The 14,911-nt window shown below is 61.4% G+C and carries 14 protein-coding genes and 2 pseudogenes; 14 read left to right on the top strand and 2 right to left on the bottom strand.

Features of this window, described 5'->3' with window-relative positions:
* A partial coding sequence (locus RGV59_RS31930; protein ID WP_416152049.1) for a hypothetical protein occupies window positions 1–188 on the bottom strand: 188 nt, incomplete at its 3' end.
* A 95-nt stretch (window positions 189–283) separates the two neighbouring features.
* Between RGV59_RS31930 and RGV59_RS31625 the strand changes: the two are divergent.
* A pseudogene (locus tag RGV59_RS31625) lies at window positions 284–448 on the top strand (group II intron reverse transcriptase/maturase); the annotation flags it as partial.
* Window positions 449–1,015: 567 nt separating this feature from the next.
* Here the strand turns inward: RGV59_RS31625 and RGV59_RS31620 are convergent.
* Window positions 1,016–2,097 (bottom strand): annotated as a pseudogene (locus tag RGV59_RS31620) (recombinase family protein); the annotation flags it as partial.
* Between the two features lie 1,253 nt (window positions 2,098–3,350).
* Between RGV59_RS31620 and benA the strand changes: the two are divergent.
* The 13 genes from benA to RGV59_RS31555 all read left to right on the top strand — a co-directional run bounded on the left by benA (window position 3,351) and on the right by RGV59_RS31555 (window position 14,694).
* Window positions 3,351–4,706: a benzoate 1,2-dioxygenase large subunit gene (gene benA / locus RGV59_RS31615; protein ID WP_011600771.1), complete on the top strand. Its 1,356-nt coding sequence runs from the start codon at window positions 3,351–3,353 to the stop codon at window positions 4,704–4,706.
* Window positions 4,707–5,195 (top strand): benzoate 1,2-dioxygenase small subunit, encoded by a 489-nt coding sequence (gene benB, locus RGV59_RS31610; protein WP_003452498.1) that lies wholly within the window; start codon window positions 4,707–4,709, stop codon window positions 5,193–5,195.
* Window positions 5,196–5,204: 9 nt separating this feature from the next.
* Window positions 5,205–6,215 (top strand): benzoate 1,2-dioxygenase electron transfer component BenC, encoded by a 1,011-nt coding sequence (gene benC, locus RGV59_RS31605; RefSeq protein ID WP_003452496.1) that lies wholly within the window; start codon window positions 5,205–5,207, stop codon window positions 6,213–6,215.
* A gap of 115 nt (window positions 6,216–6,330) precedes the next feature.
* Window positions 6,331–7,107: a 1,6-dihydroxycyclohexa-2,4-diene-1-carboxylate dehydrogenase gene (locus RGV59_RS31600; RefSeq protein ID WP_004576016.1), complete on the top strand. Its 777-nt coding sequence runs from the start codon at window positions 6,331–6,333 to the stop codon at window positions 7,105–7,107.
* A 149-nt stretch (window positions 7,108–7,256) separates the two neighbouring features.
* Window positions 7,257–7,559: a 2Fe-2S iron-sulfur cluster binding domain-containing protein gene (locus RGV59_RS31595; RefSeq protein WP_004576015.1), complete on the top strand. Its 303-nt coding sequence runs from the start codon at window positions 7,257–7,259 to the stop codon at window positions 7,557–7,559.
* Window positions 7,560–7,586: 27 nt separating this feature from the next.
* Entirely contained in the window at window positions 7,587–8,510 is a 924-nt protein-coding gene (locus tag RGV59_RS31590) for a catechol 2,3-dioxygenase (RefSeq protein ID WP_004576014.1), read from the top strand.
* 34 nt (window positions 8,511–8,544) lie between these two features.
* Complete coding sequence (locus RGV59_RS31585; RefSeq protein WP_011600772.1) at window positions 8,545–10,005, top strand: 2-hydroxymuconic semialdehyde dehydrogenase; 1,461 nt, start codon at window positions 8,545–8,547, stop codon at window positions 10,003–10,005.
* 10 nt (window positions 10,006–10,015) lie between these two features.
* Window positions 10,016–10,864: an alpha/beta fold hydrolase gene (locus RGV59_RS31580; RefSeq protein WP_004574818.1), complete on the top strand. Its 849-nt coding sequence runs from the start codon at window positions 10,016–10,018 to the stop codon at window positions 10,862–10,864.
* 11 nt (window positions 10,865–10,875) lie between these two features.
* On the top strand, window positions 10,876–11,661 hold the full coding sequence (gene dmpE / locus RGV59_RS31575) for a 2-oxopent-4-enoate hydratase (RefSeq protein ID WP_004574817.1): 786 nt from the start codon (window positions 10,876–10,878) through the stop codon (window positions 11,659–11,661).
* Window positions 11,662–11,675: 14 nt separating this feature from the next.
* A complete protein-coding gene (locus RGV59_RS31570; RefSeq protein ID WP_004574816.1) occupies window positions 11,676–12,614 on the top strand; it encodes an acetaldehyde dehydrogenase (acetylating) in 939 nt (312 codons plus the stop codon).
* Window positions 12,615–12,624: 10 nt separating this feature from the next.
* The gene (dmpG, locus tag RGV59_RS31565) at window positions 12,625–13,662 is read left to right on the top strand and encodes a 4-hydroxy-2-oxovalerate aldolase (RefSeq protein WP_004574815.1); all 1,038 of its coding nucleotides are present in this window, start codon (window positions 12,625–12,627) and stop codon (window positions 13,660–13,662) included.
* Window positions 13,659–14,453: a 2-oxo-3-hexenedioate decarboxylase gene (gene dmpH, locus RGV59_RS31560; protein WP_004574814.1), complete on the top strand. Its 795-nt coding sequence runs from the start codon at window positions 13,659–13,661 to the stop codon at window positions 14,451–14,453. The genes dmpG and dmpH overlap by 4 nt, the downstream gene beginning before the upstream one ends.
* Window positions 14,454–14,502: 49 nt before the next feature.
* Window positions 14,503–14,694, top strand: coding sequence for a 2-hydroxymuconate tautomerase (locus RGV59_RS31555; RefSeq protein ID WP_003454301.1), 192 nt, complete (start codon window positions 14,503–14,505; stop codon window positions 14,692–14,694).
* The last annotated feature ends 217 nt before the right edge of the window (window positions 14,695–14,911 follow it).

Below are 14,911 nucleotides of genomic sequence, written 5' to 3'. Positions count from 1 at the left end.
AAAGCATCAATGATCAGGCGAGCGTGGAGTAAGTCGGCAAGTGAGCCAATCGCGTCGGCCACCGAGGCCTTGGGAACCTCGTCGGAACCGACGACAAAATCGGTCCAATTGACGGGAATCAATCCGCGTGACTCATCGGGAAAAATCAGTAGAAGGTGCAATCGTCCGGCGCACTGCCTTCGGTTAATGACCTTGAGGCGTTGGCCTTCGAACGGGTGACCCGTTCGCGTGATGACGACCGATTCAGGAGCGTCGTGGAGAGGGGTAGTCTGTCGTGGTTTCCTTTGATGAGATCGACCATGAATGGATGCTGATGTTTCTGGGGCATCGGATTGCAGACCGACGCATGCTCGGACTCATCTGTAAATGGCTTCAGGCGGGAGTAATGGAGGATGGCCGTAGGGTGGCTGCGACCAAGGGAACTCCCCAAGGCGCAGTGATTACGCCGCGTACGATCTTGCATACTTTTTTCTCTGGTGCCGGAGCCAGTCGACGTCTCGCTGGCGTTGAACCCGGGATCCGGATCAACCCGGAACACCACCAAAATCTCGTCTTTGTGAATCTCGACGCGTTTGACCAGACCGCGGATGATCTCCCGCTTGGTGACGAAATCGACAGTGCCCAGTCGGTCATGGACAGCCGCGGCAAACTCTTCGAGACGATTAATCACGAGAAACAGCTCGCGCTGCCCCACCTGATGACGCCGTGAGTCCTGAATCTGCTGATCAAGCTGCTCCAGACGGCTCTTCAAGTGCCGCATCTTCGGATCAAAGTCCATTTTGTCGATCATACCCTCGGCATAACTATCGATGAGCCGCGACCTGCCTTTGTCCAGCTGCAGTCGTTGTCGTTCCAGTGCGGCCGTATCAAGGTTTGTTTTTTCTTTTTCTTCGAGGATTCCCAGCCGACGTTCATATTCATTCTTTAGCCTTCCAGGGTGGGCGAGCAGCTCAACAACCTGCTGCCACACCAGTTCATCGAGACGGTCCGTTCGTATTTGCTGATTGTCACAGACGCGTTCGCCACCAAAGCGGTAGGCATCGGTTCCAATGCAACGATAATAGGCATAGTCCCGACGTTGGACTTTGGCCGCTGCCTTGCTGACCTTTTTACCGTAATAGGCGTAGTGACAATGGCCGCAAACGGTCAAGCCCTGAAGCAGGTAGACCGCACCATGACGGCGCTGACGAGTCGCTTTGCGATTCTCAGCAAGTTGCTCTTGAACCGACTGAAACAACCCTTCGCTGACAATCGCCGGTACGGCTATCTCGATCCACTGACTCGGATCGGTACGTACGGTGGAGTAGCCCTTCCTGGACACCTCGGCACTGTGGCGTTGTGCGCGTATCCGAGGTAAACGATCACGCGCCTGTGTTTTACCGAAAGCGGCCCGGCCCATGTAGGCTGGATTTTGCAATATTCCCCATACAGTGCTGCGATCCCAATACGGTTTACCTGAGGCGGTGACGGTGCCGGTTGCCCCAAGGCGTCGCACCACTTCGCCGATGCTCAGTCGCTCCATCCCAATCCATTGAAAGATGGTTCTGACCGTCGCCGCTTGCGGCAGGTCGATAACGTACTGTGCGGGTGCGCCATCAAGTTGCTTACGAATGTAGCGATAACCGTACGGCGCAGTCGACAGCACATTGATGCTGCCGCGTCTGGCGCCATGAAGCTTGCCGCGACGATGGCGCTCCATGATTTTGGCACGCTCATATTCCGCGATCATGCCCTGCATCTGCAGCAGCAACGACTCCTCTGGCGTGACGCCAATGGCATGATTGAGGAACACGACCTGTACGCCGCACGCCGATAGTTCTTCCATCAGCAAGGCCTGGTGAGCATATTTTCGCGACAGCCGTCTGGGGACAGGACGTAGAGACGTTCCACCAGGCCAAGTGCAGCGCGGTCTCTGAGCCGTTCCAATTGTGGGCGAATCAGCGTCGCGCCGCTGACGCCTGCATCGACAAAGCGCATGTCCTCAGCAACGTGGGCACCATCAGCCACGATCCGCTCTGTCAACGCGGCAATCTGGCTTTCAATCGTGCCGCGTTTAGCCTGTTGATCAGAGGATACGCGAGCATAGAACGCCACCATCACAGCCTGGCTCATTGTTCACCTCGCTTGGCAGCACGATGCTTTGTCACAGAGGATTGGGGTTGTGGCAATTCTGAGGAACCGCGCGCATCTGTCGGTTTTAGCTGCTCGTAGACCCTCTCGAGCTGCTCACAAGAGAACCGATTTGGCTCGAAAGCCAGACGAATATGCCAGATCCGCGGTTTTCGGCTCATGACTGAAGTGACGAGAACAATCTCGACGTCGGGGCATCCTGCATACCTCGGAGCAAAACTCTCCCTGGCAATGCGCAGCCCCCAGTTTATCCGAGAGTTTGCTCTATTGTTGCCGGCGTTATTTCACCGTTGCTTGCCAACATCTACCTGCACTACGTGATGGACTTGTGGATCAGGCAATGGCGCGAGCGTACTGCACGAGGTCAGATGATTGCTGTGCGATACGCAGACGACAGTGTGCTTGGGTTTCAGGACGCAATGGCAGACTCAGCAGTTTCTGGAGCAGTTGCAGGTACGCTTGGCCAGGTTTGGCTTATCCCTCAATGCTTCGAAGACACGGCTGATTGAGTTTGGTCGTTTCGCTGCAAAGAATCGCAGGCGGCGAGGGCTAGGTAAACCGGAGACGTTCGACTTCCTGGGGTTCACACACTGCTGTAGTGCCAACAGAAGCGATGGCTTTCAAATACTGCGACCGACGGTAAAGAAGCGAATGCGTGTGACGTTGCTGGCCATTCGGGATGAGCTGAAACGCCGACGTCATGAGCCTGTTCGGGTCGTGGGTCAGGGGCTTACCCGGGTGGTCAGCGGATACTTCAATTACCACGCGGTGCCGGGGAACCTGATACGTCTGGACGGTTTTCGAGTGGCGGTATGTCGTCTATGGTAGCAAGCCCTCAAGCGAAGCAGCCAGCGTAACCGACTCCAGTGGTCACGCTACGGACGCCTTGCCGACTGCTATATACCAAGGCCCAGAACTGCTCATCCTTACCCAGAGGAGCGCTTCGCGTCACGTACCTGAGGCAGGAGCCGGATGCGTAGTTCCGCACGTACGGATCTGTGCGGGGGGCAGGTAACTGCCATCCCTACCGCGACCGAAGGGCGAACTGCCATAGTCGTTTTCCTGTTGCCGCTCGTTTCCTGAGAGGCCTGTGGGCTATATCGGCTGCAGTTTTCAGGACTTGCAAGAAACGGATACAGGAGTGCAAAAAATGGCTATCTCTAGAAAGGCCTAGCTCTTAGGCTTTATGCAACTAAAACAATAATAATGGAGGCACGAAAATGAACCTGGGTCTCGACTATATTGATAGCCTCGTTGAAGAAGATGAGAATGAGGGCATCTACCGCTGCAAGCGCGAGATGTTCACCGACCCTCGGCTGTTCGATTTAGAGATGAAACACATCTTTGAGGGTAACTGGATTTATCTCGCCCACGAGAGCCAGATTCCCGAGAAGAACGACTACTACACCACGCAGATGGGCCGGCAGCCGATATTCATCACACGCAACAAAGATGGTGAGCTCAATGCCTTCATCAATGCCTGCAGTCACCGCGGCGCCACGCTCTGTCGCTTTAGGAGTGGAAACAAGGCCACCCACACCTGCTCGTTCCACGGCTGGACCTTCAGCAATTCGGGCAAGCTGCTCAAGGTCAAAGACCCCAAGGGCGCCGGCTATCCGGACAGCTTCGACTGTGACGGCTCGCACGACCTGAAGAAAGTTGCGCGCTTTGCTTCCTACCGCGGATTTCTGTTCGGCAGCCTGCGCGAGGACGTCGCCCCATTGGAAGAATTCCTCGGCGAGTCGAGGAAGGTCATCGACATGGTCGTCGACCAATCGCCCGAAGGTCTGGAGGTGCTGCGCGGTTCCAGCACCTATGTTTACGAAGGCAATTGGAAGGTGCAGGTCGAGAACGGGGCCGACGGCTACCACGTTAGCACTGTGCACTGGAATTACGCCGCCACCCAGCAGCAGCGCAAGCTGAGAGAAGCGGGCGATGATATTCGCGCCATGAGCGCCAGTAGCTGGGGCAAGGGTGGCGGTGGTTTCTACTCCTTTGAAAACGGCCATCAGATGATCTGGGCGCGCTGGCCCGACCCGGCAGACCGTCCGCTGTTCGCTGATCGAGATCGCTTAGCCAGTGAGGTTGGTGAAGCCCGTGCCGACTGGATGATCGGTATCTCCCGCAACCTCTGCCTCTACCCGAACCTCTACCTGATGGACCAGTTCGGCTCGCAGTTGCGTATCACCCGTCCGCTGTCGGTGGATAGAACCGAAATCACCATCTACTGCATCGCGCCGAAAGGCGAGGGCGCCGAGGCGCGTGCCCGCCGCGTCCGTCAGTACGAGGATTTCTTCAATGTCAGCGGCATGGCCACCCCGGACGACCTTGAAGAATTCCGCGCTTGCCAGCAGGGCTTCGCCGGCAGGGGAATGAACGATATGTCCCGTGGGGCGACGCACTGGATCGACGGCCCCGACGAAATTGCTAGGGGGATTGATCTGCACCCGCTGATGAGTGGCCCGCGTATCGAGGACGAGGGCCTGTTCGTCATGCAGCACAAGTACTGGCAACAGCAGATGATCAGGGCCGTCAAGGCCGAACAGGATCGGCTGATCCATGCGGAGGGCGCGTAAATGACTATCTCCTACGAAGCCGTGCGCGATTTCCTTTACCGCGAAGCACGCTACCTCGACGACAAGCAGTGGGATAGCTGGCTGGAAATGTACGCGCCGGACGCCACTTTCTGGATGCCGGCCTGGGACGATCGCGACCAATTGACCGAAGACCCGCAGAGCCAGATCTCGCTGATTTGGTACGGCAATCGCGGTGGCCTAGAGGATCGGGTGTTCCGCATCAAGACCGAGCGCTCCAGTGCCACCATTCCGGACACCCGAACCAGCCACAACATCAGCAATCTGGAGTTGCTCGAGCAGTCCGACGGCTTCTGTAAGCTGCGCTACAACTGGTACACCTTGAATTACCGGTACAAGACGGTGGACCACTTCTTTGGCACCAACTTCTGCACCCTCGACACATGCGGCGAGAGCCCGCTGATTAAGGCCAAGAAGGTCGTTCTGAAGAACGACTACGTCCGCCAGTTCATCGATGTATACCACGTCTGAGGTGCCGCCATGACACACAAGGTTGCACTGAACTTCGAAGACGGCGTCACTCGTTTCATCGATGCTAATGCTGGCGAGACTATTGCTGATGCTGCCTACCGCCAAGGCATCAATTTACCCATGGACTGCCGAGACGGTGCATGCGGCGCCTGCAAATGCTTCGCCGAGAGCGGCCGCTACGACCTCGGCGAGGAATACATCGAGGATGCGTTGAGCGAAGCCGAAGCCGAGCAGGGCTACGTGCTGACCTGCCAGATGCGCGCCGAAAGCGACTGCGTGATTCGCGTTCCGGCCGCATCGGACGTCTGTAAGACCCAGCAGGCCAGCTATCAGGCAGCGATCAGCAACGTGCGTCAGCTGTCCGAGAGCACCATCGCGCTGTCTATCAAAAGCGCATCGCTGAACCAGTTGGCGTTTCTGCCGGGCCAGTACGTCAATCTGCAAGTGCCGGGCAGCGACCAGACCCGCGCCTATTCCTTCAGCTCGCTGCAAAAGGATGGCGAGGTCGGCTTCCTGATCCGCAACGTGCCGGGCGGGCTGATGAGCAGCTTCCTGACCAGCCTCGCCAAGGTCGGCGATAGCGTCAGTCTGGCTGGACCGCTGGGCGCGTTCTATCTGCGCGAGATCAAGCGGCCGCTGCTGTTGCTGGCGGGTGGTACCGGCCTAGCGCCGTTCACCGCGATGCTGGAGAAGATCGCCGAGCAGGGCAGCGAGCACCCGCTCCATCTGATCTACGGCGTCACCCATGACCACGACCTGGTCGAAATGGACAAGCTAGAGGCATTCGCCGCGCGCATTCCCAACTTCAGCTACAGCGCCTGCGTCGCCAGCCCGGACAGCGCCTATCCGCAAAAGGGCTATGTGACCCAGTACATCGAGCCCAAACACCTCAACGGCGGTGAGGTAGATGTCTACCTTTGCGGTCCGCCACCAATGGTCGAGGCGGTCAGTCAGTACATTCGCGCACAGGGCATCCAGCCGGCCAATTTCTATTATGAGAAGTTCGCCGCCAGCGCCTAGAGGCTCCTTTGGTCCGCTTACTTGGTGAGCGGGCCTGTTTTATTCGTGCAGTAGAGCCCATGTTTCCTGCGAACTTTCCCAAAATTGCATCTGGGCTACACAACCGAGGTGGTTCATGAACAAACGTTTCCAGGACAAGACTGCCGTTATCACCGGCGCTGCCCAGGGCATCGGTCGCCGCGTGGCCGAACGGATGGCGGCCGAAGGAGGTCGGCTGCTGCTGGTCGACCGTTCCGAGCTAATACATGAGCTGGCCGACGAACTGGTCGGAGTCGCTGAGGTGCTGACCCTGACCGCCGACCTTGAGCAGTTCGCCGATTGCCAACGGGTGATGGCGGCGGCGCTCGAGCGCTTCGGTCGTCTGGACATTCTGATCAACAACGTTGGCGGCACCATTTGGGCTAAGCCATTCGAGCATTACCAGGAACACGAGATCGAGGCCGAAGTGCGTCGTTCGCTGTTCCCCACCCTGTGGTGCTGCCACGCCGCGCTGCCGCCAATGCTCGAGCAGGGCAGTGGAGCCATCGTCAACGTTTCCTCCGTCGCCACGCGCGGGGTCAATCGCGTGCCCTACGGCGCGGCAAAGGGTGGCGTTAACGCCCTGACCGCCTGCCTGGCCTTTGAAACCGCCGAGCGCGGTATCCGGGTCAACGCCACCGCGCCGGGTGGCACCGAGGCGCCTCCACGGCGGATTCCGCGCAACAGCGCCGAGCCGAGCGAGCAGGAGAAGGTCTGGTACCAGCAGATCGTCGACCAGACCCTCGACAGCAGCCTGATGAAACGCTACGGCAACATCGACGAACAGGCCGGGGCGATTCTGTTCCTGGCCTCCGACGACGCTGCCTACATCACCGGTGTAACTCTTCCGGTGGCAGGGGGAGACCTCGGTTGATCTTTATGTCTGGTTAAGAAGAGAAATCGACATGCGGAGAAGCGACGTACACGAGGTCCCCTGAGACTCATTTTCGGGGTTGCGCAGGCATCACCCCAGAGCTGTTGGGGGGATGCTTCCGTCATGTTTAAGGGCATCTGAGGTGAACCATGGACAGCAGTTATGAGGTGCGTGAGCGGATTAGCGGCCAGGTGTTCCGTTGCCTGCCGGAGCAGTCGGTCCTGCGGGCCATGGAGGAGCAGGGCAAGCGTTGCGTGCCGGTCGGTTGCCGTGGTGGTGGCTGTGGGTTGTGCAAGGTGCGCGTGCTCAGCGGCGACTACCAGTGCGGCAGGATGAGCTGCAGTCAGGTTCCACCGGAGGCCGCGAAGCAGGGCCTGGCCTTGGCCTGTCAACTGTATCCACGCGCTGATCTGTACATCGAATGCCTTCGCCAAGTGCGAAGCAATCCCTGACAACAAGAAACATTAAGAGGTGTCGTGATGAAAAAAGGAGTTATGCGCCCGGGCCACGTCCAGCTTCGCGTGTTGAACCTGGAGGCTGCGCTAACGCATTACCGCGACCTGCTCGGCCTGATCGAGATGGACCGCGACGAGCAGGGCCGCGTCTATCTGAAGGCCTGGAGCGAGGTGGACAAATTTTCCGTGGTGCTGCGTGAGGCCGACCAGCCGGGCATGGATTTCATGGGCTTCAAGGTGACCGACGATGCCTGCCTGACCCGCCTGGCCGGCGAGCTGCTGGAGTTCGGCTGCCAGGTGGAGGAGATTCCTGCCGGCGAACTCAAGGACTGCGGGCGTCGGGTGCGCTTCCTGGCACCATCCGGGCATTTCTTCGAGCTCTATGCCGAGAAGGAGTACACCGGCAAGTGGGGCATCGAGGAGGTCAACCCTGAAGCCTGGCCACGTGACCTGAAGGGTATGCGCGCGGTGCGCTTCGACCACTGTCTGATGTACGGCGACGAACTGCAGGCGACCTACGAACTGTTCACTGAGGTGCTCGGTTTCTACCTGGCCGAGCAGGTGATCGAAGACAACGGCACGCGCATCTCCCAGTTCCTCAGCCTGTCGACCAAGGCGCACGACGTGGCCTTTATCCAGCACGCGGAGAAGGGCAAGTTCCATCACGTCTCATTCTTCCTGGAAACCTGGGAAGACGTGCTTCGCGCCGCCGACCTGATCTCCATGACCGACACCTCGATCGATATCGGCCCGACCCGTCACGGTCTGACCCACGGCAAGACCATCTACTTCTTCGACCCGTCCGGTAACCGCAACGAAGTGTTCTGCGGTGGAGATTACAACTACCCGGACCACAAACCGGTGACCTGGACCGCCGACCAACTGGGCAAGGCGATCTTTTACCACGACCGCATTCTCAACGAACGATTCATGACCGTGCTGACCTGAAGGCCCGGTTCGACTTATTGCAGAGATTGCGCAGATGAAAGAAATCAAGCATTTCATTAACGGCGAATACGTCGAATCGGCCAGCGGCAAGCTGTTCGATAACGTCAACCCGGCCAACGGCCAGGTGATCGCCAAGATCCACGAAGCCGGCGAAGCCGAGGTCGACGCCGCGGTCAAGGCCGCCCGCGCCGCGCTCAAGGGCCCCTGGGGCAGGATGACGGTGGCCGAGCGCACCGAGATCCTGCATCGCGTCGCCGCCGGCATCAGCGCGCGCTTCGACGAGTTTCTCGAGGCCGAGTGCCTGGACACCGGCAAACCCAAATCCCTGGCCAGCCACATCGACATCCCGCGCGGCGCGGCCAACTTCTCGGTGTTCGCCGACCTGGTGAAGAACGTGCCCACCGAGGCCTTCGAGATGGCCACCCCGGACGGCACCGGCGCGCTCAACTACGGCGTGCGCCGGCCCAAGGGCGTGATCGGGGTGATCAGCCCGTGGAACCTGCCGCTGCTGCTGATGACCTGGAAGGTCGGCCCGGCCCTGGCCTGCGGCAACACCGTGGTGGTCAAACCCTCGGAAGAGACGCCGACCACCACCGCTCTGCTCGGTGAAGTGATGAACGCCGCCGGCGTGCCGGCTGGCGTGTACAACGTGGTGCATGGCTTCGGCGGCAACTCGGCCGGCGCCTTCCTCACCGCCCACCCGGATGTCGACGCCTACACCTTCACCGGCGAGACCGGCACCGGCGAAACCATCATGCGCGCCGCCGCCAAGGGCGTGCGTCAGGTGTCGCTGGAGCTGGGCGGCAAGAACGCCGGCATCGTGTTTGCCGACTGCGATCTGGACAAGGCCATCGAGGGCACCCTGCGCTCGGCCTTCGCCAACTGCGGCCAGGTCTGCCTGGGCACCGAGCGGGTGTATGTCGAGCGGTCGATCTTCGACGAATTCGTCGCCCGCCTCAAGGCCGGCGCCGAGGCCCTGGTGATCGGCCCGCCGGACGATGCGAGCAGCAACTTCGGCCCGCTGGTCAGCCTCAAGCACCGCGAGAAGGTCCTCAGCTACTACCAGCAGGCAGTCGATGACGGCGCCACTGTCGTCACCGGCGGCGGTGTGCCCGAGATGCCGGCGCACCTGGCCGGCGGCGCCTGGGTGCAGCCGACCATCTGGACCGGGCTGGCCGACAATTCGGTGGTGGTCACCGAGGAAATCTTCGGCCCCTGCTGCCATATCCGCCCGTTCGACCGCGAGGAGGAAGCCATTGAACTGGCCAACAGCCTGCCTTACGGCCTGGCCTCGGCGATCTGGACCGAGAACGCTTCGCGCGCCCACCGCGTCGCCGGGCAGATTGAGGCCGGCATCGTCTGGGTCAACAGCTGGTTCCTGCGCGACCTGCGCACTGCCTTCGGCGGCAGCAAGCAGTCGGGCATCGGGCGCGAAGGGGGTGTGCACTCGCTGGAGTTCTACACCGAGCTGAAAAACATCTGTGTGAAACTCTGAGGACCTGGTCATGAACGCACCGCAGCAAAGCCCTGAAATCGGTCGCGAAATCCTCGCCGCCGGCTATCGCACCAACCTGCACGACAGCGGCGAAGGCTTCCCGCTAATGATGATCCACGGCTCCGGCCCCGGCGTCACCGCCTGGGCCAACTGGCGCCTGGTGATGCCCGAGCTGGCCAAGCGCCGCCGGGTGATCGCCCCGGACATGCTGGGCTTCGGCTACAGCGAACGCCCGGCCGATGGTCAGTACCACCAACAGCGCTGGGTCGAACACGCGCTTGGTGTGCTGGATGCCCTGGGCATCGAACAGGCCGATCTGGTCGGTAACTCCTTCGGTGGCGGCCTGGCCCTGGCCCTGGCCATCCGCCACCCCGAGCGCGTGCGCCGGCTGGTGCTGATGGGCAGCGCCGGGGTGAGCTTTCCGATCACCCCGGGCCTGGATGATGTGTGGGGCTATGAGCCGTCCTTCGCCACCATGCGCCGGCTGATGGACACCTTCGCCTACGACCGCAGCCTGGTCACCGACGAGTTGGCCGAGCTGCGTTACCAGGCCAGCATCCGCCCCGGTTTTCAGGAGTCGTTCGCGCAGATGTTCCCCGCCCCGCGCCAGCGCTGGGTCGACGGGCTGGCCAGCGACGAAGCGGACATCCGCGCCTTGCCCCACGAAACACTGGTGATCCATGGCCGCGAGGACCAAGTGATTCCGCTGGCGGCCTCGCTGACCCTGGCCGAATGGATCGCCTGCGCCCAGTTGCACGTATTCGGCCAGTGCGGCCACTGGACCCAGATCGAACACGCCGAGCGTTTCGCCCGCCTGGTCGAGAACTTCCTCGCCGAGGCCGACGCCCTCCATTGCTGAGAGAGACCAATATGGACAAGACATTGATCAACGAGCTCGGCGACGAGCTCTACCAGGCGATGGTCCAGCGCGAGACCGTCACGCCGCTGACCAGCCGTGGCTTCGACATCAGCGTCGATGACGCCTACCACATTTCCTTGCGTATGCTGGAACGGCGCTTGGCCGCCGGTGAGCGGGTGATTGGCAAGAAGATCGGCGTTACCAGCAAGGCCGTGCAGAACATGCTCGGCGTGCACCAACCGGACTTCGGCTACCTCACCGACGCGATGGTCTACAACAGCGGCGAAGCCATGCCGATCAGCGAGCGGCTGATCCAGCCACGCGCCGAGGGCGAGATCGCCTTCATCCTCAAGAATGATTTGATGGGTCCGGGCGTGACCAATGCCGACGTGCTGGCCGCCACCGAATGCGTGATCCCCTGCTTCGAAGTGGTCGATTCGCGCATCCAGGACTGGCAGATCAAGATCCAGGACACCGTGGCGGACAACGCCTCCTGCGGCCTGTTCGTGCTCGGTGACCAGGCCGTGTCGCCGCGCCAGGTCGATCTGGTCACCTGCGGCATGCTGGTGGAAAAGAACGGCCAGCTGCTCTCGACCGGTGCCGGCGCCGCGGCGCTCGGCTCGCCGGTCAACTGCGTGGCCTGGCTGGCCAACACCCTCGGCCGGTTCGGCATCGGCCTGAAGGCCGGCGAGGTGATCCTGTCCGGCTCGCTGGTTCCGCTGGAGCCGGTCAAGGCAGGCGATTTCATGCGCGTCGAGATCGGCGGCATCGGCAGCGCCAGCGTGCGCTTCATCTGATCGAGGACAGCCTGATGAGCAAGAAACTCAAAGTAGCGATCATCGGCCCGGGCAACATCGGTACGGATCTGATGATCAAGGTGATGCGCAACGCAGAGCATCTGGAAATGGGCGCGATGGTGGGCATCGACCCGGCCTCCGATGGCCTGGCCCGCGCCCAGCGCATGGGTGTGGCGACCACCCACGAAGGTGTCGAAGGATTGATCAACCTGCCCGAATTCGCCGACATCGATTTCGTCTTCGATGCCACCAGCGCCTCTGCCCACGTACGGAACGATGCCTTGCTGCGTCGTGCCAAACCCGGCATCCGCTTGATCGACCTGACCCCGGCGGCCATCGGCCCCTACTGCGTGCCAGTGGTGAATCTGGAAGAGCACCTCGCCAAGCTCAACGTCAACATGGTGACCTGCGGCGGCCAGGCCACCATCCCGATGGTGGCCGCGGTGTCGCGCGTGGCCAAGGTCCATTACGCCGAGATCGTCGCCTCCATCGCCAGCAAATCCGCCGGCCCCGGGACCCGCGCCAACATCGACGAGTTCACCGAGACTACCAGCAAGGCCATCGAAGTGATCGGCGGCGCCGCCAAGGGCAAGGCGATCATCATCATGAACCCGGCCGAGCCGCCGTTGATCATGCGTGACACGGTGTTCGTGCTGTCCGAGGCCGTCGACCAGGCACAGGTCGAGGCCAGCATCGAGGAGATGGCCAGCGCCGTGCAGGCCTACGTGCCGGGCTACCGCCTCAAGCAGAAGGTGCAGTTCGACATGATTCCCGCATCCGCGCCGCTGCATATCCCTGGGCTCGGCACATTCAGTGGCCTGAAAACCTCGATCTATCTCGAAGTCGAAGGTGCCGCCCACTACTTGCCGGCCTACGCCGGCAACCTCGACATCATGACCTCCGCCGCGCTGGCTACCGCCGAACGCATGGCGCAGTCGCTGCTGAACGCATGAGGACCGAGCCATGACCTTCAACCCCGGCAAGAAACTCTATATCTCCGACGTGACCCTGCGCGACGGCAGCCATGCGATCCGCCACCAGTATTCGATCCAGAACGTCCAGGACATCGCCCGCGCGCTGGACAAGGCCCGCGTCGACTCCATCGAGGTGACCCACGGCGATGGCCTGCAGGGTTCCAGCTTCAACTACGGTTTCGGTGCGCACAGCGACCTGGAGTGGATCGAGGCCGCCGCCGATGTGATCCAGCACGCCCGGATCACCGTGCTGCTGCTACCTGGCATCGGCACCGTGCATGACCTGAAAGCCGCCTATGACGCCGGCGCCCGCTCGGTGCGCGTGGCCACCCACTGCACCGAGGCGGATGTCTCGCGACAGCACATCGAGTATGCCCGTGAACTGGGCATGGACACCGTCGGCTTCCTGATGATGAGCCACATGATCCCTGCCGAACAGCTGGCGGCGCAGGGCAAGCTGATGGAAAGCTACGGCGCACAGTGCATCTACATGGCCGACTCCGGCGGCGCGATGAACATGAACGACATCCGCGACCGCATGCGCGCCTTCAAGGCGGCGCTGAACCCGGAAACCCAGACCGGCATGCACGCCCACCACAACCTCAGTCTCGGCGTGGCCAACTCCATCATCGCGGTGGAGGAGGGCTGCGATCGCATCGACGCCTCGCTGGCAGGCATGGGCGCCGGCGCCGGCAACGCGCCGCTGGAAGTATTCATCGCCGCGGCCGAGCGCATGGGCTGGAACCACGGCACCGACCTGTACGCACTGATGGACGCCGCCGACGATATCGTCCGGCCGTTGCAGGACCGTCCGGTGAGGGTCGATCGCGAAACCCTCGGCCTGGGTTATGCCGGGGTCTACTCCAGCTTCCTGCGCCACGCCGAGGTGGCAGCCGCGAAGTATGGACTGAAGACGCTCGACATCCTCGTAGAACTGGGCAGGCGCCGCATGGTCGGCGGCCAGGAAGACATGATCGTCGACGTCGCGCTCGACCTGCTGGCAACTCGCAAGGAGCAACATGCATGAACCGTACATTGACCCGCGAACAGGTGCTGGCCCTGGCCGAGCACGTGGAAAACGCCGAACTGCAGGCCCACGACATCCACAAGGTCACCAACGACTATCCGCAGATGACCTTCGCTGACGCCTACGACATCCAGTGGGAGATTCGCCGGCGCAAGGAAGCGCGCGGCAACCGGACCGTCGGCCTGAAGATGGGCCTGACCTCCTGGGCGAAGATGGCGCAGATGGGCGTGGAAACGCCCATCTATGGCTTCCTGGCCGACTACTTCAGCGTGCCGGACGGCGGCACCGTGGATTGCTCGAAGCTGATCCACCCGAAGATCGAGGCGGAAATCTCGGTGGTCACCAAGGCGCCGCTGACAGGCCCGGGCTGCCATATCGGCGACGTCATCGCGGCGGTCGACTACGTGATCCCGACCGTCGAGGTGATCGATTCGCGCTACGAGAACTTCAAGTTCGACCTGATTAGCGTGGTGGCGGACAACGCTTCCTCGACGCGCTTCATCACCGGCGGCCGCATGGCCAGCCTCGAGGAGGTCGACCTGCGCACCCTCGGCGTGGTGATGGAGAAGAACGGCGAGGTGGTGGAGCTCGGCGCCGGTGCCGCGGTGCTCGGTCATCCCCTGTCCAGCGTGGCGATGCTCGCCAACCTGCTGGCAGAGCGCGGCGAACACATACCGGCCGGCACCTTCATCATGACCGGTGGCATCACGGCTGCGGTATCGGTGGAGCCGGGCGACAACATCACCGTGCGCTATCAGGGGCTTGGCAGCGTCTCCGCGCGCTTCATCTGAGCCATTCGGCCGCCCTGCCCGGGCGGCCTTCTTATTCAGGAGGCACAACATGCCCATTGCCCAGATCCACATTCTTGAAGGCCGCAACGACGAGCAGAAGGAAACCCTCATCCGTGAGGTCAGCGAGGCCATATCGCGCTCCCTGGATGCGCCGCTGACCAGCGTGCGAGTGATTATCACGGAGATGGCCAAGGGCCACTTCGGTATCGGCGGCGAACTGGCCAGCAAGGTCAGACGCTGAAGTGGAGATGCCCAAGGGCACTTCGGGTCGAGGAACCAGACCTGCATTGGGACGCGGCCACAAAGAGCGCGGGCAAGTGACTGCCTGTTATTTTAAGCATGCCTGAAGCGAGGAAAAGTGCAGAGCGGCTGGTCCGTTTGTTACGCCGAGTTGCCTGTCTGGGTAGCGAGGTGGTTTCAAGGCCGCCCACTTGCGGTACGGAGAATTGTGGGCGGGA

The sequence above is a fragment of the Pseudomonas sp. FG1 genome, from assembly GCF_034313875.1.
Lineage (GTDB): Bacteria > Pseudomonadota > Gammaproteobacteria > Pseudomonadales > Pseudomonadaceae > Aquipseudomonas > Aquipseudomonas veronii.
The sequence above is the reverse complement of the archived record's forward strand: the minus strand, read 5'-3'. Positions and strand labels throughout refer to the sequence as shown.